This is a genomic window from Blautia luti (assembly GCF_013304735.1).
GTDB lineage: Bacteria > Bacillota > Clostridia > Lachnospirales > Lachnospiraceae > Blautia_A.
The window spans coordinates 89,410-113,539 of record NZ_JAAITI010000009.1 but is presented as its reverse complement, the minus strand read 5'-3'; the positions used below and the strand labels follow the sequence as shown (position 1 = coordinate 113,539).

Sequence of the window (24,130 nt, the reverse complement as noted above, 5' to 3'; positions counted from 1 at the left end):
GAATAGTCCCTTATAGGGACAGAGCAAGCCACCCGCTAAGCGGGTGGTCTTGACTTGGACTAAATTAGTCAGAACTAACCAATGACAGGCAAAAAGGAGGAAGAAACAATGAGACTTACCCCGAAGGAACAGGAAAAACTCATGCTCCATATGGCCGGAAATCTGGCAAAGGAGAGGAAGGAACGCGGACTGAAACTGAATTATGTGGAAGCGCTGGCTTATATAAGCTCAGAGCTTCTGGAGCTTGCACGTGACGGCAAAACAGTCGTGGAACTGATGCAGCTTGGAACCAAGATCCTCACAAAGGACGAGGTGATGGAAGGCGTGGCAGATATGCTTGGCGAAGTGCAGGTGGAAGCAACATTTCCTGACGGAACAAAGCTTGTGACTGTACACAATCCGATTCAGTAAGGAGGAATTGACATGAAAATTGGTGAAATCATTCCCGCAGACAGAGAAATTACACTAAACGAAGGGAAAAAGACCACAAAAATTCTGGTTGCCAACAAAGGCGACCGTCCTGTACAGGTAGGTTCTCATTTCCATTTTTTTGAAGTAAACAAATGCCTCTCTTTTGACCGTGAGGCCGCTTATGGATATCATCTGGATATTCCGTCCGGTACATCGGTACGTTTTGAACCGGGTGAAGAAAAAGAGGTACAGCTGACAGAGATGGGCGGCAGAAAACGCGTATTTGGTCTGAATGACCTGACAAGAGCAAGGGCAGCAGAGGACACTAAGAAAGCCTCCATGGAAAAGGCAGCATTAAAGGGATTCTTATAAGGAGGGACACAAATGAGCGTAAAAATTTCCGGTGAAAAATATGCAATGATGTACGGCCCTACAGTTGGCGACAAGGTAAGACTTGCAGATACCAGTCTTGTAATCGAGGTCGAAAAAGATTACACCACATATGGAGACGAGGTGAAATTCGGCGGAGGAAAAACCATTCGTGACGGAATGGGTCAGTCGGTAAAAACATGCAGCCGTGACGGAGATCTGGATCTTGTGATTACCAATGCTCTGATTGTGGATGCCACAGGAATTGTCAAAGCCGATATCGGAATCAAAGACGGAAAAATTGTCGGAGTCGGAAAAGCGGGAAACCCGGATATCATGGATGGTGTGACTCCCGGAATGACGGTAGGAGCTTCCACAGAAGCACTGGCAGGAGAAGGTATGATTGTCACAGCCGGTGGTATTGATACCCACATTCATTTCATCAGTCCGCAGCAGATTGACTGTGCCCTGTACAGCGGTGTCACAACCATGATCGGAGGCGGAACCGGTCCTGCAGATGGAACAAATGCAACAACCTGTACTCCGGGACCGTGGAATCTTAAGATGATGCTGAAAGCTGCCGAGGAATATCCGATGAATCTTGGTTTCCTCGGAAAAGGAAACTGCTCCGATGAGGCTCCACTGATCGAACAGGTAAAAGCCGGTGCCATGGGACTGAAGATCCATGAAGACTGGGGAGCAACACCGGCAGTAATTGACCATTGCCTGAATGTTGCGGATGAGTATGACGTGCAGGTTGCTATTCATACAGATACCTTAAATGAGGGTGGATGTGTGGAAGATACTCTTGCTGCCATCGGTGGAAGAACCATCCATACTTACCATACAGAGGGTGCCGGCGGCGGACATGCACCGGACATTATCCGTGCTGCTGCCGCAGGAAATGTTTTGCCATCTTCTACAAACCCGACCATGCCGTATACGGTAAATACGCTGGACGAGCATCTGGACATGCTGATGGTATGCCACCATCTGGACAAAAAAATTCCGGAGGACGTGGCTTTTGCAGACTCCCGTATCCGTCCTGAGACCATTGCAGCGGAAGACGTTCTTCACGACATGGGAATTTTCAGTATGATGAGTTCCGATTCCCAGGCAATGGGACGTGTAGGAGAAGTTATCACACGTACCTGGCAGACAGCCAGCAAAATGAAAGATGAGCGGGGGGCCCTTCCGGAAGACGAAGGAAAAGGAAATGACAATTTCCGTGTAAAACGCTATATTGCAAAATATACCATCAATCCAGCCATTACGCATGGAATTTCCAGTTATGTAGGATCTGTTGAGGAAGGAAAACTTGCAGACCTTGTTCTGTGGAATCCTGCATTTTTCGGTGTAAAGCCGGATATCATCATCAAAGGCGGAATGATCATCGCTTCCAAGATGGGCGATGCCAATGCGTCCATTCCAACTACACAGCCGGTTATGTATCAGCCAATGTTTGCTGCTCATGGAAAAGCAAAGAACGAGGCATGCCTTACTTTTGTTTCTCAGGCTGCATATGAGGCGGGCATTAAGGAGGCTTATGGTCTGGAAAAAACAGTCGTGCCTGTAAAAGGATGCAGAAACATTGCCAAGAAGGATATGGTATTCAACAACCGTACACCGGAAATTACCGTAGATCCTGAAACTTATGAAGTAACGGTAGACGGAGAGGCCATTACATCCAAACCTGCCGAGAAACTTCCGCTTACACAGCTCTACAATCTGTTCTAAAAGACATAGCAGTTAATATTCGTTCGGACTGCAGTCTTCCGGGACGCGTAAAGGTCTCCGGAGACTGTTTCCGGACGGACAGACTTTACCATAGGGAGGAAAACAGATGTTAGGAGTATGCCTTTTATTTGTAGGAATTGTTCTGATCAATAACGGAATGTGTACCTTATATAATGTAGATGGAAAATCCGCTGCAGTTATGAATATTTTTACAGGCGGACTGTCTCTGTTTATTAACTTTGTAAACCTTGTACAGGGAAATTACTATGCGGCGGGAACAGGACTTCTGTTCTGCTTTACCTACCTGTTTGTCGCTTTTTCAAAAATTCTGAAACTGAATCCGGTTCCTTTTGCCTGGTTTTCCACATTTGTAGCTGTCAATGCAGTTGTATTTGGAACCATTGAGGGATTTTTGGGCAGCGAGGTTCTTGGAATTACACCGGATCTTCGCTGGGCAGGAATCTGGTATCTCTGGGCAATTCTCTGGGGAACAGCCTTTGTGGAGGACATCATGGGCAAAAAACTTGGAAAATTTGTTCCGGGGCTTCAGGTGTTTGAAGGAGTGGTTACAGCCTGGATACCGGGCGTAATGATGCTTCTTGGAGTATGGTAAAAACAGAGGAGAAAATATATGCTTTGTGAAAAAATTCTGGGAAAATTAAAGGATTTTGATCTGACCGGAAAAACGGTGGAATATGTGGATATTGAGTGGCATGAAGCGTTCAAGAAAATTCACAGAAAGATTACGGACAAAGACCGTGAAATAGGGATTCGCCTGGATGATTCCGTGCTTACAAGAGGACTTTTTCAGGATGATGTGATCGGTGAAGAGGATGGAGCGATAATTGCTGTGAATACACCGCCCTGTGAGGTAATCGAAGTATCTCTGGAACCGGGACATGAAAAATATGTGGCAAAAGTCTGCTATGAGATCGGAAACCGCCATGCACCGCTTTTCTGGGGAGACCAGGAAAACACATTTATTACAATCTATAATGAACCGATGATGGTTATGCTGGAAAAGATTCATGGTGTAAAAGCAGAGAAAAAGACTGTGAAACTGGACTTTGACCGGAGAATCTCAGCAGCTGTCCACAATCATCATCATTGAGGAATCTGTATGGATAAAAAGAAAGAAATCCGCCGTTTTTTTCTTCTGCAGGTAAATGATGCTCTTTTTCCAATCGGAGGTTATTCCCATTCCCAGGGACTGGAGACGTATATTCAGCAGGGAAGGGTCCATGATGAAAAAACGGCGGCAGAATATATCAGCAAAAAACTGAAACTGAATCTGGCCTGCACAGATCTTCTGGGTGTAAGACTGGCTTATGAATATGCACTGAAAGAAGATGTGGATGCGCTGGATATACTGGAAGAAATCCTGGGTGCATCCAGAATTCCCATGGAACAGAGAGAGGCATCCAGAAAAATGGGTTCCCGCTTTACGAAAACGGTCTGCAAACTTCCACAGGAAAAAATTCCTATGGAAAAGAGAGAAGTTTTTGAAAAATATCTGGAAACCCGAAAGGGAAAACCGGTAAGCCACTGCTGTGCATATGGGGTATTTTGTGCCGCTCTTGGTATTGAAGAGGAAGAGACTCTTTATCACTATCTTTATGCCCAGACATCTGCAATGGTGACCAACTGTGTAAAGACTATCCCGCTGAGTCAGAGTGCGGGACAGACACTTCTCTGCGGGTGCTATGAGGAATTCGAAGAAATACTGTCCTATATTATGGACTGTACGGAGGACGATCTCTGCCTGTCCGCACCTGGATTTGATATTCGCGGAATTCAGCATGAGAAGCTTTACTCCAGACTTTATATGTCGTAAACAGAGAGGAGATTTTTTTATGTCATATGTAAAAATCGGTGTTGCCGGACCGGTTGGTTCCGGAAAAACAGCGTTGATTGAAGCCTTATCCAGAAAAATGGCAAAGGACTACAGCATTGGTGTTATTACAAACGATATCTACACCAAGGAGGATGCCCAGTTTCTTGCAAAAAACAGTGTACTTCCGGTAGAACGTATCATCGGTGTTGAAACCGGAGGATGCCCTCATACTGCCATCCGTGAGGATGCATCCATGAATCTTGAGGCTGTGGATGAAATGATGGAACGCTTTCCTGACATTCAGCTGCTCTTTATTGAGAGTGGTGGAGACAATCTTTCTGCAACGTTCAGCCCGGAGCTTGTCGATGCGACGATTTTTGTTATTGATGTGGCAGAAGGAGATAAGATTCCGAGAAAAGGAGGACCGGGTATTACCAGATCAGATCTTCTGGTGATTAACAAGATTGATCTTGCACCTTATGTTGGTGCAAGTCTTGAAGTTATGGAACGGGATTCCAGAAAAATGAGAGGGGAAAGACCTTTTGTGTTTACCAATATCCGCGGAGATGAGAACGTGGATACAGTTGTGGAATGGATCAAAAAGAATGTATTGCTGGAAGGTCTGTAAGAAAGGCGGGATAATTTTTGTCTGAGAATAAATTTGGAAAACTTTCCAGGCTTTCTCTGCGTACCGGATTAAGAAATGGAAAGACGATAATAGAAGATGTTGCTTTTACCGCACCTTATAAGATTATGAATCCCTTTCCAAAGAAAAACGGAGGAATCTCGGTAATGCCACTGTGTGCTTCTGCGGGGATTATGGAAGGAGACAGACAGGAGTTTGATTTTTCTGTGGCAGAAGGTACAGACATGGAATTTTTGTCCCAGTCTTTTGATAAGGTTCATAAGATGAAAGAAGGAGAGGCTGTCCGTCACGTAAAGGCTCAGGTGGAGAAAAACGCTGTTTTTTATTATTATCCACAGCCTGTGATTCCTTATGCCCAGTCTGCCTTTGACAGTACCATGGAAATTGATCTGGCAGACGAAAGTGCCAGGTTGTTTCTGCTGGAAATTATTTCCTGCGGAAGAAAGGCATCTGATGAGCAGTTCCGGTATCGGAAATTTGCGTCCAGAGTGAATATCCGACGGGAAAACCGGCTGGTTTACCGGGATAACACGCGTTATATTCCGGAAATAATGGACATGAAGTGCCTGGGAATGTATGAGGGGTGTACGCATATGGCAAACATATTCTTAAGTGGTCCGGCAGGCGATATGCAGGAGAAAATCTGGGAAATTCTGGAAGCTGAGAAGGAGTGTGACGGTGGCGTGACACAGCTGGTCCACGGAGATCTGGCTGTCCGTATTCTGGGACACCGTGCTCAGAAACTTCAGGAAGTGGCAGAGGAAATCAAGGCAGTTTTTGAAGAAAAAGAGAATCCCTTTTGAGGGGATTCTTTTTTTATGGGAATTTTTTCATAACAGGAAAATGGAAAACAGGATGTACATGCCGCCGGTGGGAAATTATAATACAGGTAGGAATGCTTTACTACAGGAGGAAAAATTTTGAAGCAGATTGCAGATTTACACATCCATTCCAGATTTTCCATGGCAACAAGTAAAGACGGGACGATGGAGATGTTGGATCTCTGGGCCAGAAAAAAGGGAATTACACTGATTGGAACAGGAGATATGACACATCCGCTCTGGAGGCAGGAATTAAAAGAAAAGCTGATTCCGGCGGAGCAGGGCCTCTTTCGGCTGAAAGAGGAGTATGTTCTCCCCGAAGCCTTGCAGTATCCGGGAAACGTCCCCAGATTTGTGTTGTCAGGAGAAATCAGTTCTATCTATAAAAAAGACGGAAAAACCAGAAAGGTACACAGCCTGATCCTGCTTCCCGGATTCCATGAAGCAGATGCTTTTGCCGCAAGGCTTGAAAAAATCGGAAATATCCATTCCGATGGCCGGCCTATTCTGGGGCTGCCCTGCCACGATCTTCTGGAAATCATGCTGGAAGTCAGTGAGGAAGGCATGTATATTCCGGCGCATATCTGGACGCCACATTTTTCTCTGTTCGGGGCAAAATCCGGTTTTGATACCATAGAAGAGTGCTTCGGGGATCTGACACCGTATATTCATGCGCTGGAGACGGGATTATCTTCAGATCCGGTGATGAACTGGCAGATTTCGGCACTGGACGGTTATCAGCTGGTATCTCATTCAGATGCCCATTCACCATCCAAACTGGGAAGAGAGGCAGATCTTCTGGATATGGAACTTTCTTACGAAGGTCTGTGGAATGCTGTCCAGAAGGGGGAAGGGCTTGAGGGAACTATTGAGTTTTTTCCGGAGGAAGGAAAGTATCATTACGACGGACACAGAAAATGTGGTGTCTGTTTAAGTCCACGGGAAGCCGAAAAATATAATGGAATCTGTCCGGTCTGTGGAAAGAAACTGACCATGGGAGTGGATCACAGAATTCTGCAGCTTTCGGACAGAGATGAAGGTGCGGCTGCCATGCCGGAAAGTGGACGACCCTATGAAAGCCTTGTGCCTTTACCGGAGGTGATTTCCGCCTGTGTGGGATTTTCCACAGCAAGCAAAAAAGTTCAGGGACAGTATGAAATGCTTCTTGGAAAACTGGGTGCCGAATTTGAAATTCTGCGTAAGGTACCCTGTGAAGATATCCGGACTGTGGGCGGGGCTTCCCTGGCGGAGGGAATTCGTCGCCTTCGTGCCGGAGAAGTTATACGGAAACCAGGATTTGACGGAGAGTATGGAAAGATAGAATTATTCTGACGGAGGAAGATATGAAAGAAAAAATTGGGATTATCTCAGATACCCATGGCCTTCTGCGCCCGGAGGTGCTGGAAATTTTGAAAGACTGTAAATACATTCTTCATGCGGGAGATGTGAATAAGGATGAGATTCTGGACGTGCTGCGTTCTATGGGAAACCTTTATGTGGTTCGTGGAAATAATGACAAAGACTGGGCAGAAAACCTGCGTACCAGTTTAAGCTTTACCATCGCCGGAGTGAAATTTTTTATGGTTCATAACAAAAAAGATGTGGCATGGGATCTGGGAGACACGCAGGTTGTAATTTTCGGGCACACCCATAAGTACTTTGAAAAGTACGTAGATGGCCGTCTGTGGCTGAATCCGGGAAGCTGTGGAAGAAGTCGTTTTGGAGGAGAGGTCACTATGGCGGTAATGACCGTGGAGGACGGACAGTATCAGATAGAAAAGATTATACTGTAGCTTTTTTGTACTTTATGGGAAACAATCCTTGTAATTTAAGATTTGGAGCGTATAATAAGAAAACGTTTAAAACAAAAAGTGGTAAGACCACTTTTGCAATGTCCGTTTGAAATGAATCAGGAGGGATGTAACATGAAGTACGTGCAGCAGTTCAGCATCATCCTGCTGATTTCCGTCATTGGAGAATTACTGAAAACTTTTCTCCCACTTCCGGTACCGGCCAGTGTTTATGGTCTGGTGATTATGCTGGTGGCACTGCTCACAGGTATTCTGAAACTGGATCAGGTAAAAGGTGCGGCAGATTTTCTGGTTGAGATTATGCCGGTGATGTTTGTGCCGGCAGGTGCGGGGCTGATTACAGCCTGGAGTTCTCTGAAACCGATCTGTGTACCGGTTCTCATCATGACGTTTATCAGCACGGTGGTTGTAATGGTCGTAACAGGAAAAGTGACACAGGGAGTAATCCGAAAAGGAAAGAGAGGAACTGAAAAATGATGGAATTCATAAAAAACTCCGCATTTTTCGGAGCGATGATAAGTCTGATTGCCTATGAGATTGGTCTTATCCTGAAAAAGAAATTTAAAATGGCGATTTTCAATCCCCTTTTGATTTCAATCATCTGTGTCATTGGTGTTCTTCTGATATTCCACATTGATTACAATGATTATAACGAAGGTGGAAAATACATCAGTTATCTTCTGACACCGGCAACCGTATGCCTGGCAGTACCTCTTTATGAGCAGATCCATCTGCTGAAAAAGAATCTCAAGGCAGTAGCAGCTGGAATTATTTCCGGAACCCTGGCAGGACTTTGCAGTATTCTGCTTATCTCCAAACTGTTTGGTTTCAACCATCAGGAATATGTCACTATGCTCCCGAAGTCCATCACAACAGCTATCGGAATGGGTGTTTCCGAGGAACTTGGCGGCATTGTGACGATCACAGTTGCCGTGATCATTATCACAGGAGTTCTTGGAAATATGATCGCAGAGGTTGTGTATAAGATTGCAAAGATCGAGGAGCCGATCGCAAGAGGACTTGGACTTGGGACTTCCGCCCATGCCATCGGAACAGCCAAAGCCATGGAGCTTGGTCCTGTGGAAGGTGCTATGAGCAGTCTTGCTATTGCAGTGGCCGGTTTGCTTACTGTTGTAGGCGCATCGGTATTTGCCGGAATGATGTAATCCTGTTTCCATAGAAAAGAAATGTGTATGAAAGGTCTGCTGTTATTGGCAGACTTTTTTCTTGCTGTAAAATCGAACATATTTTTGTGCAAAATAAACAAATGTTCGGAAAAACCATGTTTATACCGTTTTATCGGACTTATAATGCGCTATAATACCAACATACAGAAAATATGTTTGGAAAATATGTTCGATAAATCGTGAATGAACATATAACAGGGAGGATGGATCTTATGTGGAATACAGAGAACAGCAGGAAGGTTGCACTGGCAGAGGGAAGATACGTGGAGACAGAGCACAGACACACCGGGAAGCAGAAGCTTTCTTCCGGAATGGCTATGATTCTGGGAGCACTTCTGACAATAGAGATCATGATCGGTGGCGCGATGATCCTTAATTTTGATTTTAAGGGAGCGGATATCATTGCTGTTGTGCTCGCATTCATGGTATTATACTTTGCAGTGGTTGCCTCACTGACAGATAAATAGAACGGAGGAGTCGGAATGCCCAGGGTTTTTAACCAGAAAATAAAAATTTTATATCTGATGCGTGTTTTTCTGGAACGGACAGATGAAGAACATCCGATGTCTGTGAAGGAACTGATCATTTATCTGAACAGCCTGGGAATCAGCGCAGAGCGCAAAACCGTATACGATGACATTGAAACATTACGGAATTTTGGAATGGACATTCTCAACCGCAGAGAACAGCCGGCAGGTTTTTATCTGGCCAGCCGGAAATTTGAGCTTCCGGAACTGAAACTTCTGGTAGATGCGGTACAGTCGTCCAGATTTATTACCAGTGGGAAGTCCCGCCAGCTGATCGGGAAGCTGGAGAGCCTTGCGAGTGTCCATGAGGCCAGACAGCTGCGTCGCCAGGTTTTTGTGCAGAACCGTGTGCGGACTATGAATGAGAGTGTGTATTACAGTATTGATGAGATTCAGAGAGCACTTACCGAGGATCAGCAGATTTCGTTTCAGTACTGCGAATGGACAGTGGAGAAGGAGCTGCGGCTGAAGAAGAATGGAGAACGGTACCGTGTCAGTCCCTGGGGACTTGTGTGGCAGAATGAGAATTATTATCTGGTCGCCTGTGATGAGAAGTGTGGCAGAGTGAAGCACTACCGGGTAGACAAGATCATGCAGATCCGCCTTGAGGAGGCAGCCCGCAGCGGCAGGGAGCTTTTTGAGAATTATGATGCGGGAGAGCTGACATCCAGAACCTTTGGGATGTTTGGCGGTAAAGAAGAAACCATATGTCTGGAAGCGCATAACCGTCTGGTCGGAGTTGTACTGGACCGGTTTGGCAGGGACATTATGATCCAGAGGAAGGATCATGAACATTTCAAAACGCTGGTCCGTGTAAACGTCAGTGATCAGTTTTTTGGCTGGATAGCCAGTCTTGGCCCGGATGCGGTAATCGCGTCACCAGATGATGTACGCGGCAGGTACCGGGAATTTCTTGAGAAAAGTCTTTCTAATTACAAATGATAAATCTATACCAAAGAAAATCTGCGTATACTACAGATTCAGGAAGATTTATTCCTGAATCTGTACGTTTTCTGCAGAAATAATTCCCAAAAAAATTAATGAAAACAGACAAAAATGAGAAAAATTATATAATAAACATATCTGAAATATAAAAATAATATAGACAGCATATGTAAAAAAGATAATAGACATCGCGATGTTTAAGTGCTATAATGCTTTCGTCTCTTGGAAGGGAACAAATTTTGCCATTTCAGGCAGATTATGGACGGTGAAGATATGACTGTAAAAGCAAGAATGCTGAAGCTTCTGGAGCAGCACGAGAATGAACTGATATCCGGAGAAGCGGCAGCAGCAGAACTGAACTGCACAAGGGCAGCCATCTGGAAAGCTGTGAAATCCCTTCGGGAAGAGGGATATACCATAGAAGCGGGACCAAACAAAGGCTATGTACTTCGAGGCGGCAGCCGTTTATCAGAAGAAGGAATACGGCTTTACCTCGATCATCCGGATGTCCCTGTAAAAATATACAGAGAACTGGATTCTACAAACCGGGCAGCCAAGGAGGCTGCATTTTCAGGAGAAGCAGGCCATGGCGCACTGATACTGGCGCGCAGGCAGAAAAGCGGAAGAGGCCGCAGAGGCAGAAGTTTTTATTCCCCTGAAAATGCAGGACTTTATATGAGTATCGTTCTAAGACCAGACCGGACTCTGAAGGAAGGCCTTTTGATCACGACAGCGGCAGCAACTGCAGTGTGCCGTGCTGTGAAGAAAATCTGCGGGATTGACCTTGGGATCAAGTGGGTCAATGACCTGTATCTTCACGACAGGAAAGTGTGTGGAATACTGACTGAGGCTGTTACAGACTTTGAAAGTGGAAACATCGAGTTTGCGGTTGTTGGAATCGGATTGAATCTGTATGTACCGGAAGACGGATTTCCGGAAGAGATACAGGAAACGGCAGGTGCACTGTTTGGAAGCAGGGAGGCTGCAGAACATGTGAACTGCAGTATTCTTGTGGCGGAGATTGCCAATCAGCTTCTTATGGAAGTAGAAACTCCGGGACTTTCCAGAGAATATACAGAAAATAATATCATTCCTGGAAATATGATCGTGATCACAGACGGAGCGCGTACAAGGGAGGCTTATGCCGAGGCTATAGCACCGGATGGAAGGCTTGTTGTAAGAGAACAGGATGGTTCAGAAACCCTGCTTTCCTATGGAGAAGTTTCCGTACGCAGGAAGCCGGATGAGGATCAGTCAAAATGAATTGTCTATTTTGCACAAAAAATAGATACATTTTTATGCAAAACAGGCAAAAATAATATTGACATTCTGGAAATGCGGAGTAAAATAAAGTCAACTACAAGGCGTGGTCATACCAATTATAAAAAGATGCGATCAGCGCCAAGAGAAAAGGAGGGAGAAAAACGGGAGATTTATCAAGTACACTGGCAGAAGAGCTAAACAGCAAGACAGCCTTTACCATTCCGGTGTTTGGTGGAATACCAATTGCAGAATGTGTGGTAGTCACATGGGTCATCATGGCGGTTCTTGTGATTCTGTCTCTGATCTTAGTTCGGAATCTCAGTGTTGAAAATCCGGGTAAGAAGCAGTTGCTTCTGGAATCCGGGGTAAGTTTTCTTCAGGATTTCTTCATGGGTATCCTTGGAGAAGAAGGCAAACAGTATGTGCCTTATTTGATGTCAACCGTAATTTACATCGGAATAGCCAATATCGCAGGCGTGTTTGGTTTTACACCACCAACGAAGGACATGAACGTGACCATTGCGCTGGCGCTGATGAGCATTATTCTGATCGAATATGCAGGCTTTCACAAAAAGGGACTGAAAGGTTTCCTGAAAAGCTTTGCGGAGCCGGTTCCGATCATGCTTCCAATCAATATTCTGGAAATCGCGATCAGACCTACATCTCTCTGCATGCGGTTGTTTGGTAATGTTCTGGGAAGTTTCGTAGTTATGAAACTGCTGGAGTTTGTTTGTCCGGCTATTCTTCCCATACCATTCAGTCTGTATTTTGATTTCTTCGACGGATTCATACAGGCATATGTATTTGTATTCTTAACATCCTTGTTTATCAAGGAAGCAATTGAGTAGTGAAGCGGAACATCCGCTTGATTCAAAAATGAAAAAAATTGTATTTTACAGGAGGAAAAAACTATGTTAATCGCAATTGGTGCAGCTATCGCAGTTCTTACAGGTATCGGAGCAGGTATTGGTATCGGTCTCGCAACATCCAAAGCAGTAGAAGCTATCGCAAGACAGCCTGAGGCAGAGAGCAAGATCAGTAAAGCACTTCTTCTTGGATGTGCTCTTGCAGAGGCAACAGCTATTTACGGTTTCGTAATTGGTCTTCTGATCATCATCATGCTTGGCTAATAGGTAAAGACGAGACAATAAATTCAGGATTAAGAGAGGCAGGTGGACCAGGTGATTAAAATTGATATCAACCTTGTCTTTACTATTATAAACCTGATCGTTCTTTATCTTTTAATGAAAAAGTTCCTTTTCGGACCGATCATTGCTGTCATGGAAAAGAGAAAAGCCATGATCGACGAACAGTTTGCTTCAGCTGAGAAGACAACCGCTGAAGCAAACCAGCTGAAAGGACAGTATGAGGATGCACTGAAATCTGCGAAGGAAGAATCCTTCAGTATTGTAGAGCAGGCTAAGGACGAGGCAAAAGTACAGGCAGACAGCATCGTGAAGAGAGCCAATGATCAGGCTGGTCAGATTCTTGAGAAAGCAAGAAGAGATATCAGCACTGAGCAGGAGGCTGCTATGAAAGCGATGGAAGGCAAGGTTGCCGAGCTGGCTATGGATGCAGCATCCAGAATCATGGGAAAAAAGAACGACGAAGCACAGGATATGTCCCTATATGACCAGTTTTTAGAAGGAGCAGGTGATCCTCATGACAGAGACGTCCATTAATTATGCAAAAGCATTATACGGTCTTTCTGTCCCGGGGGAGGCAATCTGCGAAACAGGAAGGATTTTTAAGAATACACCTGAGATAGGTAAGATGCTTGAAAATCCACTTGTTTCCCTCAAAGAAAAAGAACAGGTAATAGAGCGGGTTTTTCCGCAGGAAATGAAGAGTTTTCTTAAAGTAACGTGTAAGTATCAGAAGATTGACAGAATCGGAGAGATCCTTGAAGCTTATGATGCTTACAGCCGGGAACAGAAAGGAATTCTCAAGGCAGAGCTTCTTTATGTAACACGTCCTGCCGAAGAGCAGGAAAATAAGATGAAGGAGTTTCTCCGTAGCCAGTTTTCTGCCAGAGAAGTGGAACTTACCCTTACAGAGGATAAAAGCCTTGTAGGTGGATTTGTTCTCAGGGCAGGAGATCGTGAGTACGACTGGAGCCTCATCGGACGTTATAAGAAACTGAAACAGAAATTAACCCGGAGGTGAAATTGAATTGGGTGCAATAAATCCAGATGAAATCATTTCGATTCTCAAGGAAGAAATAAAGAACTATGACGAAATCAGCAAGGACCAGGAAGTAGGCACTGTCATCTCCGTGGGAGATGGTATCGCAACTGTTTATGGCATCGATCATGCCATGTACGGTGAGGTCGTGACCTTCGAGAATGGTCTGAAAGGTATGGTACAAGATGTCCGTGCCAACAGCATGGGATGTATTCTTTTCGGAAAGGATACAGGAATCAAGGAAGGCACCAAGGTTGCCAGAACTGGCAAGCAGGCAGGTATTCCGGTAGGGGATAAATTTATCGGAAGAATCGTGAACGCACTTGGTGAGCCTATTGATGGAAAGGGAGAGATCCAGGCAGAGGAATACCGCCCGATCGAGAATCCGGCTCCTGGAATCATCGACCGTAAGTCTGTAACTGTACCTCTGGAAACGGGAATCCTTTCTATTGATTCCATGTTCCCGATCGGCCGTGGACAGCGAGAGCTGATCATCGGCGACAGACAGACAGGTAAAACATCCATCGCAACCGATACGATCATCAACCAGAAAGGTAAGAATGTGATCTGTATCTATGTTGCCATCGGACAGAAAGCTTCTACCGTTGCAAAGGTAGTTTCCAATCTTGAAAAATACGGTGCAATGGAGTATACAACCGTATTCTCCGCAACAGCCAGCGACTGTGCACCGCTTCAGTATATTGCTCCTTATGCTGGTACTGCTCTTGCAGAGTATTTCATGTATCAGGGTAAAGATGTACTGATCGTATATGATGATCTTTCCAAGCATGCAGTGGCATACCGTGCGCTGTCACTTCTGCTTGAGCGTTCTCCGGGACGTGAAGCTTATCCTGGTGACGTATTCTACCTCCATTCCAGACTTCTGGAGCGTTCCAGCCGTCTGAGTGAAGAGGCAGGTGGCGGATCCATCACAGCACTTCCGATCATTGAGACTCAGGCCGGTGATGTATCTGCATATATTCCTACAAACGTAATTTCCATCACAGATGGTCAGATTTTCCTGGAAAGTGATCTGTTCTTCTCAGGTATGCGTCCGGCAGTCAATGTTGGTCTTTCTGTATCCCGTGTTGGTGGTGCGGCACAGACCAAGGCTATGAAGAAAGCTTCCGGTAGCGTACGTATCGATCTGGCACAGTACAGAGAAATGGAAGTATTTACCCAGTTCAGTTCTGATCTGGATGAGGCTACAACTGCACAGCTGAAATACGGAAGCTGTCTGATGGAACTTCTGAAACAGCCTCTTTGCAGTCCGTTAAGTCTTCATCAGCAGGTAATTACTCTCTGTGTTGCAACTCACAAGCTGATGGTCGACGTAGAAAAGAAAGAGATCAAGAAATACCAGAAAGACCTTCTGGAGTATTTTGATAATGTATATCCAGAGATCGGCAAAGAGATCGAAACTACAAAACAGCTCTCTGATGAGCTTGTAGAGAAAATCATAAAGGCGGCAGAAGAATTCAGAGATAAGAGCAGGTAGGTGTTGATATGGCAAATGCAAAAGAAATACAGACTCGTATGAAAAGCATTCAGGACACCATGAAGATCACCAATGCGATGTACATGATTTCTTCTTCCAAGATGCAGAAGGCGAAGAAGATTCTGCAGGATACAGAACCATATTTCTATAATATGCAGGCTGCCATTGCCAGAATCCTCCGTCATATGCCGGATATCCAGCATCCTTTCTTCAGTGAGCGTCATCTTGTTCCAAAGGAAGAGAGAAAGGTAGGTACCATTGTCATTACAGGTGATAAAGGTATGGCTGGTGCATACAATCATAATGTACAGAAAATGACAGAAGATTTCATGGAAGAGGTACCGGGACATCATAAACTGTATGTTCTGGGTATGGTAGGACGTCAGTATTTCGGCAAGAGAGATGTGGATATGGACGGCAGTTTTCAGTATACAGTACAGAAGCCGACCATGCACAGAGCGCGTCTTATCACAGAAGAGATCGTACGGGCATTTCTGGAAAGAGAGCTGGATGAAATTCACATTGTCTATACACAGATGCAGAATGCAATGGCGATGGAGAATGTGAATATGCAGCTTTTACCGCTGAAAAAAGCTGATTTTAAAGTTGGTCAGGTTCCGGCAGACATTTACCAGGAGGAGATCGTGTTATCTCCATCTGCGGATGTACTTCTGGATACCATGATCCCGAACTACCTTACAGGTGTGATCTATGGATGTCTTGTAGAGGCATATGCCAGTGAGAACAATGCGAGAATGACAGCAATGCAGTCCTCTACAGATAATGCGAAGGCGATGCTGAAGGATCTTTCCATTCAGTACAACCGTGCACGTCAGGCTGCGATCACGCAGGAGATCACAGAGGTTATCAGCGGTGCTAAAGCACAAAAAAGGAAGTGATGACTATGAATAAAGGTAAGATTGTACAGGTTATGGGACCTGTTGTAGACGTTGTTTTTGAAGACGGACAGCTTCCGAATATCAAGGATGCGCTTGAAGTTGAGAACAACGGTAAGAGATGCGTTATGGAGGTGTCCCAGCACCTTGGAAATAATATCGTACGCTGCATCATGCTGGGAGCCAGTGAGGGCCTGCAGCGGGACAGAGAAGTAACAGCTACCGGAAGCGGTATCAAGGTTCCGGTTGGAGATAAAACACTTGGTCGTCTGTTCAACGTTCTTGGAGATACCGTAGATGGTGGTGAATCTCTGGAGGGCGAAGAGCATTGGGTCATCCATCGTGATCCGCCTTCATTTGAAGAACAGAAACCGGCAGTTGAGATCCTGGAGACAGGTATCAAAGTTATCGACCTTCTTGCACCATATGCCAAAGGTGGTAAGATTGGTCTGTTCGGTGGTGCCGGTGTTGGTAAGACAGTCCTTATCCAGGAGCTGATCCAGAATATCGCTACCGAGCATGGTGGATATTCTATTTTCACCGGTGTCGGTGAGCGTTCCCGTGAAGGTAATGACCTTTGGACCGAGATGAAGGAATCAGGTGTTCTTGAGAAGACAGCCTTAGTGTTCGGACAGATGAACGAGCCGCCCGGAGCACGTATGCGTGTTGCTGAGACAGGACTTACCATGGCAGAGTATTTCCGTGATCAGGAACACAGAGACGTACTTCTTTTCATTGATAATATCTTCCGTTTTGTACAGGCAGGATCTGAGGTTTCCGCTCTGCTTGGACGTATGCCATCCGCAGTAGGATATCAGCCTACACTGGCAACTGAGATGGGTGAACTGCAGGAACGAATCGCATCTACCAAGGAAGGATCTGTTACATCTGTACAGGCAGTATATGTACCGGCCGATGACTTAACTGACCCGGCTCCGGCAACAACATTTGCCCATCTGGATGCAACAACAGTTCTTTCCCGTAAGATCGTTGAGCAGGGTATTTATCCGGCTGTAGATCCTCTGGAATCTACTTCCCGTATCCTGGAGGCAGATATTGTCGGTGAAGAACACTATGAAGTAGCACGTAGAGTACAGGAGATTCTTCAGAAGTATAAAGAACTGCAGGATATCATTGCTATCCTCGGTATGGAAGAGCTTTCAGAGGAAGATAAGCAGACTGTATTCCGTGCAAGAAAGATCCAGAAGTTCCTTTCCCAGCCATTCCATGTAGCTGAGAACTTCACCGGTATCAAAGGTAAATACGTACCACTGAAAGAGACCATCCGTGGATTTAAGGCAATCATCGATGGCGAGATGGATGATTATCCTGAGAATGCATTCTTTAATGTTGGAACTATTGATGACGTAATTGCAAAAGCAAAAGCCGAGGAGAACCGGCAGTAAGGAGCGGCTATGAGTGAGACATTTGGCCTGGAAATTTACGCCAGCAATAAACTGGCTTATGCAGGACGTGCTCAGAAGCTCATTATTCCGGCAGTGGATGGTGAGCGGGGATTTCTTGCTCATCATGCGAATGTCGTAGAAGCTATCATTCCCGGTGAGATGCGTTTTGCGGATGCAGAGGGCAATGAGCATATTTTTGCGGTGAGCAGCGGATTTGTTGAGATGATCAACAACCGTGCCAAGCTGTTCTGCCTCAGCGTAGAGAGCCCGGAGGAGATTGATATCCGCCGTGCACAGGAAGCCAAGGAGCGTGCAGAAGAGCAGCTTCGTCAGAAGCAGAGCATTCAGGAGTATCATATGAACCAGATGGCTCTTGCGAGAGCGATGACACGTCTTAAAGTAACACATAAGCAGTAAAAAATATATTACAGAAAGCACCTGTTGAATAGTAAAATAAACGTAGATCATAAGTTGGTTACGTTTATGACCATGTGACAGAGCGGAATGAGAACAGCCGCTTTGTACAGAGAATATTCAAAAGGTGCTTTTTTATTATACTGATATAAAAAAGCCAGAGTATGCAAAGAAAAAGGAGGAGAAAAAATGAAGAAAGGAAGAGCAAAAAAATTACTGGGTATCTGTATATTTCTTATGGGTCTCATGATCTTTTCCGTACTGCCAGTGCAGGCGGCAGCACCCAGGATGTATACAATTCAGCCGGGAAAAACCTGGACAAGGTATGATATTACCGGCGATGGAAAGAAAGACAGGATTAAGGTTGTCCGGAAAAAAAGTCAGTATGATGGGTGCTGGAACGGTGCAGATATTTATGTAAATAATACAAAAGCCTGTGCAATAAATAAAGCTTTTATGGATATGTCCATTCGTATTATTACATTATCTAATGGAAAACCTTTCCTGTGTCTGAGAGGTGGTACGGATAATGATATCAGTGTATTCCACGGACTTTATCAGTACCGTAACGGAAAAATCGTTCAGGTTGTAAATTTCATTAATGAAACATATGGACGACCGGTAAATGAAGCGAAAATTTACCTGAGTGGTAATACAGTTCGTGTAAGAACGGAGGCTATGTCATATTCTCTTGGATATTGTACAACAGAATTTACATACAAATATCAGAAAGGAACATTACTTCGTACATCCAATTACGGAAAATATATAAAACTTAATGCTGCTAACAAGAGAACAGGACTTTTTGCAGCGGCAAAGAACATACAGGCGTACACAACTCCCACTTCCGGAAGTAAAGCATTTGTGATCCGCAAGAATACGGGCGTGAAAATTCTGAATTTCTGGATCGCTGGGAATAAGATGTATATTCGTGTAAAAAATGGTTCCAAAACAGGCTGGATCAAAGCAGTAACATTTAAGGAATCACAGGGCCATGCAGGGTCACCGCAGTTTTCCAGGGTTATGTATACAGGCTGATGAAAATAAAAAGATCCGTTGTCGGAAGACTTCGGATCTTTTTTTGAAGTTACTGATTATTCAGAGGAAGAGGTATCTTTCTTATTTTCGGAAAGGACAGCATTTTCAGAAGGAATACTATTTTCAGAAGAAATATTGTCCTGAGAAGAAAATGTCTCAGGATTTTTTTCAGCAGCTTCTGAATTATCATCAGGGGAAGCTATTTGCTGATATGGACGGTACGGTTCCCAATAATGCTCATCTTTATTTTTTTCTTCCTCCAGTTTCTTTTTTTGTTGAGTGAGCAGATAAATACCTGCAGCAATGATACCGATAGCAATGGCAATCTGAGGAAGACTATTGCAGATATTGTATACATAGTCTTCCAGATCATACGGTACAATGAGGTACAGAAGACTTGTGAAACGACTCCACAGGATACAGATACCAAACAGGATCAGGATCCAGGCAGTTGTATTTCGATGCTTCTGTAAGAATTTTCCGATATCACCGGAAAACTGATCCATGTGAAGAATGTAATTATCATCTACAGAATAAAATTCTTCTTCTGACAGTGACTTCAGATTATGGACATTGAAAAAACTGTAGAACCATATCACAGGGAGAAACATGGCCAGCCATCCAAGGCCGGTAATGGAAGCCAGCGCAATTGTTCCCCAGAACAGCAGCATAATACTGATTCCCTGTTTTTTGAATCCCATATACATTTCTCCGGCACCGGGGATCAGGGAAAAGATAAATACCCAGAAACCATGTTTTTGTTTTTTCATATATTTACTTGCCTCCGTTTATAATTTTATTCGTAAGATCACTCAGATTATCACTGATATTCTGAGAATTTTCACTGAGCTGGGAACCTACCTTCCTGGAAAGCTGGCTCAGATTGAAACCAATGTCAAGGGATGAAGATATCTTAGCTTTTGTTTCCGGTGAAGTATGAAGAGCTGTAAAATCTGTCTGCGATACAGAAAAAAGCATGATCAGCGCAACACCCATACCCACTGCAGTACGTAAGCCTGTGCAGAGAAGCTTCATCCAGTAAGCAGTTTCATGTATTTTTCTGGAAGTTTGTACTTCAGGAGAAGCTGCTTTTTTCAGAATTTTATCCTGAAGATAGGCAGGAGCATGTTCAGAAGAAGTTTCCTCATCCTGAAGCAGCTGTTCCAGGCAGAAATCACATTGATCTATATGTTCCAGAAAATAGATCATTTCGCCTGTATTCATAGTCCCGTCTTGAAATTTCTGTAATTCATCCTGTGGTATATGCATCTAATCACTCCTTTCCAACAGTGCCTTCAGTATAGATCTTGCACGGTAGATCTGAGTCTGGACTGTCTTTGTATTTTTATTTTGTGAAGCTGCAATCTCGGCTGCAGTTTTTTCTTCACAGAAATGAGCGGTGGCCACTTCTCTGTAGGGACTTTTCAGATCGGAACAAAGCTGTCGGATCCGATTCTGGAAATCTTTGTCCAGGCAGGCCTCTTCTGGGGAGAATTCTTTATCACGGAGCTGTTCAAAATAAGTATCCTCTGTGGGAATGGTACGTCTGCCGGCAGCCTTCAGGTGATCCAGGCATTTTCGGATTGCAATCTTGCTGAGCCAGGCTTTTTCGTAGGTACCGTCAAAACGGGAGAGATTTTTGTAGGCGGAAAGAAAAACATCCTGTGTCAGATCCTCGGCGTCAAAAGGATTGCCCACCGATTTCAGACAAATGGAAAATATTAAATTTTGGTATGTATGTATCAGATATTCCAGATATTCTTCCCGTGTGATGTGATCAGCTCCTTTCTCAGCCCGTTCACTTATTATAACGCGTAAGACAGAGATAAAACTTCAGTTTTAAAAGCAATTTTTTGAAAAAAATAGAATTCTTATAGCAGGGAACCCCAAATTGGTCTATACTATAAAACGTCAAAGCAGAGATGCAGAAAGGATGAGACAGATGACAGAGACAAAACGCTTATATTATGAAGATGTATATAAAAAAGAATTTACAGCCAAAGTCCTGGAGTGCAGAGAAGCGAAAAAAGGCTTTCATATTATTCTGAATGAGAGTGCTTTTTACCCGGAAGGTGGCGGACAGCCAAGTGATATCGGATATCTGGGCGATGTGAAAGTAAAGGAAGTTCACGAAAAAGACGGAGAACTTCTTCATTATACAGATAAACCGCTGGAAGCCGGAACCGAAGTACAGGGGCGTATCAACTGGGCAAGAAGATTTGATCTGATGCAGCAGCATTCCGGTGAGCATATGGTGAGCGGACTGATCCATGAGGCTTACGGATACGATAATGTAGGGTTCCATATGGGAAGCGATACTATTACGGTAGATCTGAATGGTCCACTGGATGAGGCACAGCTTGCCGAGATCGAGCGGAAAACAAACGAAAAGATCTGGGAAGATACGGAGGTTAAGATTTTATATCCTACAGCAGAAGAATTGGAAAAAATTGATTACCGAAGTAAAAAAGAACTTACCGGCCAGGTGCGTATTGTGGAATTTCCGGGCGTGGATATCTGTGCATGTTGCGGAACCCATGTGACACATACCGGAGAGATCGGTATGGTGAAGCTTCTTTCTGTGGAAAAATTCCGTGAAGGTGTCCGTATTGAGATGATCTGTGGAAAACGTGTTCTGGATTATCTGAATATGGTCAACGATCAGAACCATCAGATTTCTGTAAAACTTTCCGCAAAGATGGACAAGACCGCGCAGGCAGTGGAACGTCTTCAGGAAGAGAATTTCCGCCTGAAGGGACAGGTTGGCCAGATGGTAGATGACATGTGCCGTAAAGAGGCAGAGCGCTATGCAGGAAGCGGAAGTGTTCTTATCTTTATGGACGGAATGGATGCGGACAGTGTGAGGAAACTTGCGGATGCCGTAACACAGACCTGTCAGGGCTGCTGTGCGGTATTTTCCAAAAATGCAGATGGAAGTTACAAATATGCAATGGGTGAAAAAGATGGCGATTTCCGCCAGTTTACAAAAGAGATGAATGCAAAATTAAACGGACGGGGAGGCGGAAAGCCATTCTTTGTGCAGGGATCTGTACAGGCAACTGAGGAAGAGATCAGAAGATTTTTTGAGCAGTGATGAAAATGTTTGGAGAATGTCATGCACATATATTTCTCAATGGCTATGATTACCGGAAAGCCGTTGAGACACAGAAAAACGGGCCACAGGATGTACTGATCCGAAGCCATCTTGAGGAATACCAGAAAAGAGGAATCCGTTTTGTAAGAGATGGAGGAGATCATTATGGTGTTTCCAGAAGAACCGCGCAGCTGGCCGCAGAATATGGAATTGATTACCGTACGCCGGTTTTTGCTATTTATAAAGAAGGGCATTACGGAAAAATTGTCGGAAAAAGTTTTTCGGATATGAAGGAATATCACCGCAGAGTTCTGGAAGCCGCTGAGGAAGGGGCTGATTTTATCAAGATCATGACTACCGGCCTTCTGGATTTTGAGGATCACGGAAAGATCACGGGAACTCCGCTTTCTGCGGCCGAAGTGAAAGAAATGGTACATATTGCACATGAAGAAGGTTTTGCAGTGATGAGCCATACCAATGGAAATTATGGGGTGCAGGCGGCAGTTGAGGCCGGTGTTGACAGCATCGAGCATGCCAATTACATGGATGAAGAAACCCTCTCCATGCTGGCAGACAGCAAAAGTGTGTGGGTACCTACTCTTGTGACAGTTCGGAATCTGATGGACTGTGGGAGATTCGAAAATGAGATCCTGTCCTCCATTATCCGGACAGGAGAAGAAAATCTGAAAAAAGCTTTCCGAAAAAAAGTGCATGTGGCAGTTGGCAGTGATGCCGGTGCATTTAAGGTTCTTCACGGAAAAGGTGTGGAAGATGAATGCAGAGCTTTTTTTGACATCTTAGGTGAGACACCGGAGGTGTGCGCCTGGATGGAAGAGGGGGAAGAAAGAATCCGAACGCTCTTCCGTCACGGGTCTTCGAATTTAATACAGGTATAAATATTGGAGGTGCGTGATTTCGCAGGGTTAAAGGTAACCCGGATGTCCGCACCTTCTTCCATTCCACTGGTGGAAAGATCCTGTACATTTTCACGGCTGCAGAGAATTTTTACACCATCATAAGTCTGGATCAGTACGGTATTGGCGGTTGTGGCCAGGATTGTACCGGTTACAGTGGATGAGATATTGCGGACAGAAAGTGTATCCGGATCTTCACCGGTAATTCCGCGGATTTTCATGCCGCTGGTGGATTCTCCATTGAATTTACCGGTATAGATAATATTTACATAAGAACCAGGTGCCATGCCACCTTTAAAGTATACAGGAACAGAAGTGATTGGAACAGTCAGTTCCGAACCTGTGGTCTGAGGGATAACGGTCATGGTACTGGTGCTGACACTTACAATTTTTGCCCGGAGATGCTGTTCTATTTTCTTTGGTGCTGGGGAAGGGGTTGGGGTTGCGGCAGGTACTTTCAGAGGATCGGTGTCAGAAACACTGATCACTTTTGTGAAACTGCCATTGTACTGTTTGTCTCCGACTATGGTTTCGTTGATGAATTTGCCACGAAAATGGACATAGACCCACCTGCCGGCTTTGATTCCTTTTTTATAGTATTGTCTGACACCGGTGACAGGAAAAGTTACGGTATTGCCTTTTTCTGTAACAATAACGAGTGCGTTGGAAGTAAGTTTTTTTACTTTTCCTTTCAGGGTGCGGTTTTCCAGAGGGGTTTCGTTATGATATTTGTCAGTTACCTTGATTGGAGAAATGGTGCTGATATCGGTTCCGGAAAGCTGTCCCTGATAGATGATGCTGACCTGGTCGCTGAACACAACGCCGTATTTACATTCCAGCCGTGTGTTGGAAACGTCAAAGACATAGGTTTCTCCGTCACTGGAAATAGTCAGATTTGTGCCGTCAAAATTCTGCAGTGTGCCGGTAATTTCATCCATATAAACACGTTCTTCCTGGGAAGAATCCAATGTTTCCTGGGAAGCGGAATCTGAAGATGTGGCATTTGAAATTTTATCCTGAAGGGAAATAATGTGATCATCGATCTGATCATTGCTGCAGCCACCCACAAACAGGGAAAGGCCCAGAATCATACATGCAGCAGACAGTTTTTTCATTTGTGTCCTCCGATCTGGGA

Annotated in this window: 29 protein-coding genes and 1 pseudogene; 26 read left to right on the top strand and 4 right to left on the bottom strand. The window is 44.6% G+C overall.

Annotated elements, in window-relative coordinates; all coding sequences use genetic code 11:
• Positions 1-108 precede the first annotated feature (108 nt).
• The 24 genes and pseudogenes from ureA to G5B06_RS07265 all read left to right on the top strand — a co-directional run bounded on the left by ureA (position 109) and on the right by G5B06_RS07265 (position 18,987).
• A complete protein-coding gene (ureA, locus tag G5B06_RS18990) occupies positions 109-411 on the top strand; it encodes an urease subunit gamma (protein WP_148446026.1) in 303 nt (100 codons plus the stop codon).
• A 12-nt stretch (positions 412-423) separates the two neighbouring features.
• On the top strand, positions 424-783 hold the full coding sequence (gene ureB, locus G5B06_RS18985; RefSeq protein ID WP_148446024.1) for an urease subunit beta: 360 nt from the start codon (positions 424-426) through the stop codon (positions 781-783).
• Positions 784-795: 12 nt separating this feature from the next.
• A complete protein-coding gene (ureC, locus tag G5B06_RS07370) occupies positions 796-2,517 on the top strand; it encodes an urease subunit alpha (RefSeq protein ID WP_148446022.1) in 1,722 nt (573 codons plus the stop codon).
• A gap of 106 nt (positions 2,518-2,623) precedes the next feature.
• Complete coding sequence (locus tag G5B06_RS07365) at positions 2,624-3,130, top strand: AmiS/UreI family transporter (protein WP_148446020.1); 507 nt, start codon at positions 2,624-2,626, stop codon at positions 3,128-3,130.
• An 18-nt stretch (positions 3,131-3,148) separates the two neighbouring features.
• Positions 3,149-3,628 (top strand): urease accessory protein UreE, encoded by a 480-nt coding sequence (locus G5B06_RS07360; RefSeq protein ID WP_173762377.1) that lies wholly within the window; start codon positions 3,149-3,151, stop codon positions 3,626-3,628.
• Between the two features lie 9 nt (positions 3,629-3,637).
• Entirely contained in the window at positions 3,638-4,351 is a 714-nt protein-coding gene (locus G5B06_RS07355; RefSeq protein WP_173762376.1) for an urease accessory protein UreF, read from the top strand.
• Between the two features lie 19 nt (positions 4,352-4,370).
• Positions 4,371-4,979 (top strand): urease accessory protein UreG, encoded by a 609-nt coding sequence (gene ureG, locus G5B06_RS07350; protein WP_173762375.1) that lies wholly within the window; start codon positions 4,371-4,373, stop codon positions 4,977-4,979.
• Between the two features lie 17 nt (positions 4,980-4,996).
• Complete coding sequence (locus G5B06_RS07345; protein ID WP_173762374.1) at positions 4,997-5,800, top strand: urease accessory protein UreD; 804 nt, start codon at positions 4,997-4,999, stop codon at positions 5,798-5,800.
• A gap of 159 nt (positions 5,801-5,959) precedes the next feature.
• Positions 5,960-7,147, top strand: a pseudogene (locus tag G5B06_RS07340) (endonuclease Q family protein); the annotation flags it as partial.
• A 14-nt stretch (positions 7,148-7,161) separates the two neighbouring features.
• Complete coding sequence (locus G5B06_RS07335; protein ID WP_148446010.1) at positions 7,162-7,611, top strand: metallophosphoesterase family protein; 450 nt, start codon at positions 7,162-7,164, stop codon at positions 7,609-7,611.
• Positions 7,612-7,743: 132 nt separating this feature from the next.
• Complete coding sequence (locus tag G5B06_RS07330) at positions 7,744-8,106, top strand: CidA/LrgA family protein (protein ID WP_148446008.1); 363 nt, start codon at positions 7,744-7,746, stop codon at positions 8,104-8,106.
• Positions 8,103-8,795, top strand: coding sequence for an LrgB family protein (locus G5B06_RS07325; protein WP_173762373.1), 693 nt, complete (start codon positions 8,103-8,105; stop codon positions 8,793-8,795). The genes G5B06_RS07330 and G5B06_RS07325 overlap by 4 nt, the downstream gene beginning before the upstream one ends.
• Positions 8,796-9,028: 233 nt before the next feature.
• Positions 9,029-9,283, top strand: coding sequence for a hypothetical protein (locus G5B06_RS07320; RefSeq protein WP_148446006.1), 255 nt, complete (start codon positions 9,029-9,031; stop codon positions 9,281-9,283).
• Positions 9,284-9,298: 15 nt separating this feature from the next.
• A complete protein-coding gene (locus tag G5B06_RS07315; protein ID WP_148446004.1) occupies positions 9,299-10,285 on the top strand; it encodes a helix-turn-helix transcriptional regulator in 987 nt (328 codons plus the stop codon).
• Between the two features lie 261 nt (positions 10,286-10,546).
• Positions 10,547-11,551 carry a biotin--[acetyl-CoA-carboxylase] ligase gene (locus G5B06_RS07310; protein WP_330384911.1) on the top strand — a complete coding sequence of 335 codons (1,005 nt, stop codon included), beginning with the start codon at positions 10,547-10,549 and terminating at the stop codon, positions 11,549-11,551.
• Positions 11,552-11,733: 182 nt separating this feature from the next.
• Positions 11,734-12,399, top strand: coding sequence for a F0F1 ATP synthase subunit A (locus G5B06_RS07305; protein ID WP_148446002.1), 666 nt, complete (start codon positions 11,734-11,736; stop codon positions 12,397-12,399).
• A gap of 63 nt (positions 12,400-12,462) precedes the next feature.
• Positions 12,463-12,681: an ATP synthase F0 subunit C gene (gene atpE / locus G5B06_RS07300; RefSeq protein WP_021652814.1), complete on the top strand. Its 219-nt coding sequence runs from the start codon at positions 12,463-12,465 to the stop codon at positions 12,679-12,681.
• Positions 12,682-12,732: 51 nt separating this feature from the next.
• The gene (gene atpF / locus G5B06_RS07295) at positions 12,733-13,233 is read left to right on the top strand and encodes a F0F1 ATP synthase subunit B (RefSeq protein ID WP_295272265.1); all 501 of its coding nucleotides are present in this window, start codon (positions 12,733-12,735) and stop codon (positions 13,231-13,233) included.
• Positions 13,214-13,717, top strand: a complete 504-nt coding sequence (atpH, locus tag G5B06_RS07290; protein ID WP_015525579.1) for an ATP synthase F1 subunit delta — start codon at positions 13,214-13,216, stop codon at positions 13,715-13,717. Before atpF ends, atpH begins: the two co-directional genes overlap by 20 nt.
• A gap of 7 nt (positions 13,718-13,724) precedes the next feature.
• Positions 13,725-15,233: a F0F1 ATP synthase subunit alpha gene (atpA, locus tag G5B06_RS07285; protein ID WP_021977340.1), complete on the top strand. Its 1,509-nt coding sequence runs from the start codon at positions 13,725-13,727 to the stop codon at positions 15,231-15,233.
• 8 nt (positions 15,234-15,241) lie between these two features.
• Positions 15,242-16,132, top strand: a complete 891-nt coding sequence (atpG, locus tag G5B06_RS07280) for an ATP synthase F1 subunit gamma (RefSeq protein WP_021977341.1) — start codon at positions 15,242-15,244, stop codon at positions 16,130-16,132.
• A 5-nt stretch (positions 16,133-16,137) separates the two neighbouring features.
• Positions 16,138-17,535: a F0F1 ATP synthase subunit beta gene (atpD, locus tag G5B06_RS07275; RefSeq protein ID WP_021977342.1), complete on the top strand. Its 1,398-nt coding sequence runs from the start codon at positions 16,138-16,140 to the stop codon at positions 17,533-17,535.
• 9 nt (positions 17,536-17,544) lie between these two features.
• Positions 17,545-17,952, top strand: coding sequence for an ATP synthase F1 subunit epsilon (gene atpC / locus G5B06_RS07270; protein ID WP_021977343.1), 408 nt, complete (start codon positions 17,545-17,547; stop codon positions 17,950-17,952).
• Positions 17,953-18,138: 186 nt separating this feature from the next.
• A complete protein-coding gene (locus G5B06_RS07265; protein WP_118169535.1) occupies positions 18,139-18,987 on the top strand; it encodes a hypothetical protein in 849 nt (282 codons plus the stop codon).
• A 56-nt stretch (positions 18,988-19,043) separates the two neighbouring features.
• On the opposite strand, the gene G5B06_RS07260 is transcribed toward G5B06_RS07265, so the two are convergent.
• The 3 genes from G5B06_RS07260 to G5B06_RS07250 are packed head-to-tail and all read right to left on the bottom strand — an operon-like array spanning position 19,044 to position 20,730.
• Positions 19,044-19,757: a hypothetical protein gene (locus tag G5B06_RS07260; RefSeq protein ID WP_173762371.1), complete on the bottom strand. Its 714-nt coding sequence runs from the start codon at positions 19,755-19,757 to the stop codon at positions 19,044-19,046.
• 4 nt (positions 19,758-19,761) lie between these two features.
• On the bottom strand, positions 19,762-20,256 hold the full coding sequence (locus tag G5B06_RS07255; protein WP_148445988.1) for a hypothetical protein: 495 nt from the start codon (positions 20,254-20,256) through the stop codon (positions 19,762-19,764).
• The gene (locus G5B06_RS07250; RefSeq protein ID WP_294408924.1) at positions 20,257-20,730 is read right to left on the bottom strand and encodes an RNA polymerase sigma factor; all 474 of its coding nucleotides are present in this window, start codon (positions 20,728-20,730) and stop codon (positions 20,257-20,259) included.
• A 148-nt stretch (positions 20,731-20,878) separates the two neighbouring features.
• Here G5B06_RS07250 and G5B06_RS07245 point away from each other — a divergent pair, with 148 nt between their 5' ends.
• Both G5B06_RS07245 and G5B06_RS07240 read left to right on the top strand, forming a co-directional pair.
• A complete protein-coding gene (locus G5B06_RS07245) occupies positions 20,879-22,081 on the top strand; it encodes an alanyl-tRNA editing protein (RefSeq protein ID WP_256442535.1) in 1,203 nt (400 codons plus the stop codon).
• Between the two features lie 5 nt (positions 22,082-22,086).
• A complete protein-coding gene (locus tag G5B06_RS07240) occupies positions 22,087-22,977 on the top strand; it encodes an amidohydrolase family protein (protein WP_173771629.1) in 891 nt (296 codons plus the stop codon).
• Here the strand turns inward: G5B06_RS07240 and G5B06_RS07235 are convergent.
• On the bottom strand, positions 22,947-24,110 hold the full coding sequence (locus tag G5B06_RS07235; RefSeq protein WP_173762368.1) for a hypothetical protein: 1,164 nt from the start codon (positions 24,108-24,110) through the stop codon (positions 22,947-22,949). The genes G5B06_RS07240 and G5B06_RS07235 overlap by 31 nt on opposite strands.
• Positions 24,111-24,130 lie beyond the last annotated feature (20 nt).

Bases quoted from the DNA above. Each gene is read 5' to 3' on its own strand.
- atpD (WP_021977342.1), top strand. From the start codon at position 16,138: ATGAATAAAGGTAAGATTGTACAGGTTATGGGACCTGTTGTAGACGTT.
- G5B06_RS07315 (WP_148446004.1), top strand. From the start codon at position 9,299: ATGCCCAGGGTTTTTAACCAGAAAATAAAAATTTTATATCTGATGCGT.
- G5B06_RS07355 (WP_173762376.1), top strand. From the start codon at position 3,638: ATGGATAAAAAGAAAGAAATCCGCCGTTTTTTTCTTCTGCAGGTAAAT.
- ureA (WP_148446026.1), top strand. From the start codon at position 109: ATGAGACTTACCCCGAAGGAACAGGAAAAACTCATGCTCCATATGGCC.
- G5B06_RS07365 (WP_148446020.1), top strand. From the start codon at position 2,624: ATGTTAGGAGTATGCCTTTTATTTGTAGGAATTGTTCTGATCAATAAC.
- atpH (WP_015525579.1), top strand. From the start codon at position 13,214: ATGACAGAGACGTCCATTAATTATGCAAAAGCATTATACGGTCTTTCT.
- G5B06_RS07335 (WP_148446010.1), top strand. From the start codon at position 7,162: ATGAAAGAAAAAATTGGGATTATCTCAGATACCCATGGCCTTCTGCGC.
- G5B06_RS07325 (WP_173762373.1), top strand. From the start codon at position 8,103: ATGATGGAATTCATAAAAAACTCCGCATTTTTCGGAGCGATGATAAGT.
- G5B06_RS07310 (WP_330384911.1), top strand. From the start codon at position 10,547: ATGGACGGTGAAGATATGACTGTAAAAGCAAGAATGCTGAAGCTTCTG.
- G5B06_RS07235 (WP_173762368.1), bottom strand. From the start codon at position 24,110: ATGAAAAAACTGTCTGCTGCATGTATGATTCTGGGCCTTTCCCTGTTT.
- atpG (WP_021977341.1), top strand. From the start codon at position 15,242: ATGGCAAATGCAAAAGAAATACAGACTCGTATGAAAAGCATTCAGGAC.
- G5B06_RS07360 (WP_173762377.1), top strand. From the start codon at position 3,149: ATGCTTTGTGAAAAAATTCTGGGAAAATTAAAGGATTTTGATCTGACC.
- ureG (WP_173762375.1), top strand. From the start codon at position 4,371: ATGTCATATGTAAAAATCGGTGTTGCCGGACCGGTTGGTTCCGGAAAA.
- G5B06_RS07260 (WP_173762371.1), bottom strand. From the start codon at position 19,757: ATGAAAAAACAAAAACATGGTTTCTGGGTATTTATCTTTTCCCTGATC.
- G5B06_RS07255 (WP_148445988.1), bottom strand. From the start codon at position 20,256: ATGCATATACCACAGGATGAATTACAGAAATTTCAAGACGGGACTATG.
- G5B06_RS07240 (WP_173771629.1), top strand. From the start codon at position 22,087: ATGTTTGGAGAATGTCATGCACATATATTTCTCAATGGCTATGATTAC.
- G5B06_RS07330 (WP_148446008.1), top strand. From the start codon at position 7,744: ATGAAGTACGTGCAGCAGTTCAGCATCATCCTGCTGATTTCCGTCATT.
- G5B06_RS07320 (WP_148446006.1), top strand. From the start codon at position 9,029: ATGTGGAATACAGAGAACAGCAGGAAGGTTGCACTGGCAGAGGGAAGA.
- atpE (WP_021652814.1), top strand. From the start codon at position 12,463: ATGTTAATCGCAATTGGTGCAGCTATCGCAGTTCTTACAGGTATCGGA.
- ureB (WP_148446024.1), top strand. From the start codon at position 424: ATGAAAATTGGTGAAATCATTCCCGCAGACAGAGAAATTACACTAAAC.
- G5B06_RS07265 (WP_118169535.1), top strand. From the start codon at position 18,139: ATGAAGAAAGGAAGAGCAAAAAAATTACTGGGTATCTGTATATTTCTT.
- atpC (WP_021977343.1), top strand. From the start codon at position 17,545: ATGAGTGAGACATTTGGCCTGGAAATTTACGCCAGCAATAAACTGGCT.
- ureC (WP_148446022.1), top strand. From the start codon at position 796: ATGAGCGTAAAAATTTCCGGTGAAAAATATGCAATGATGTACGGCCCT.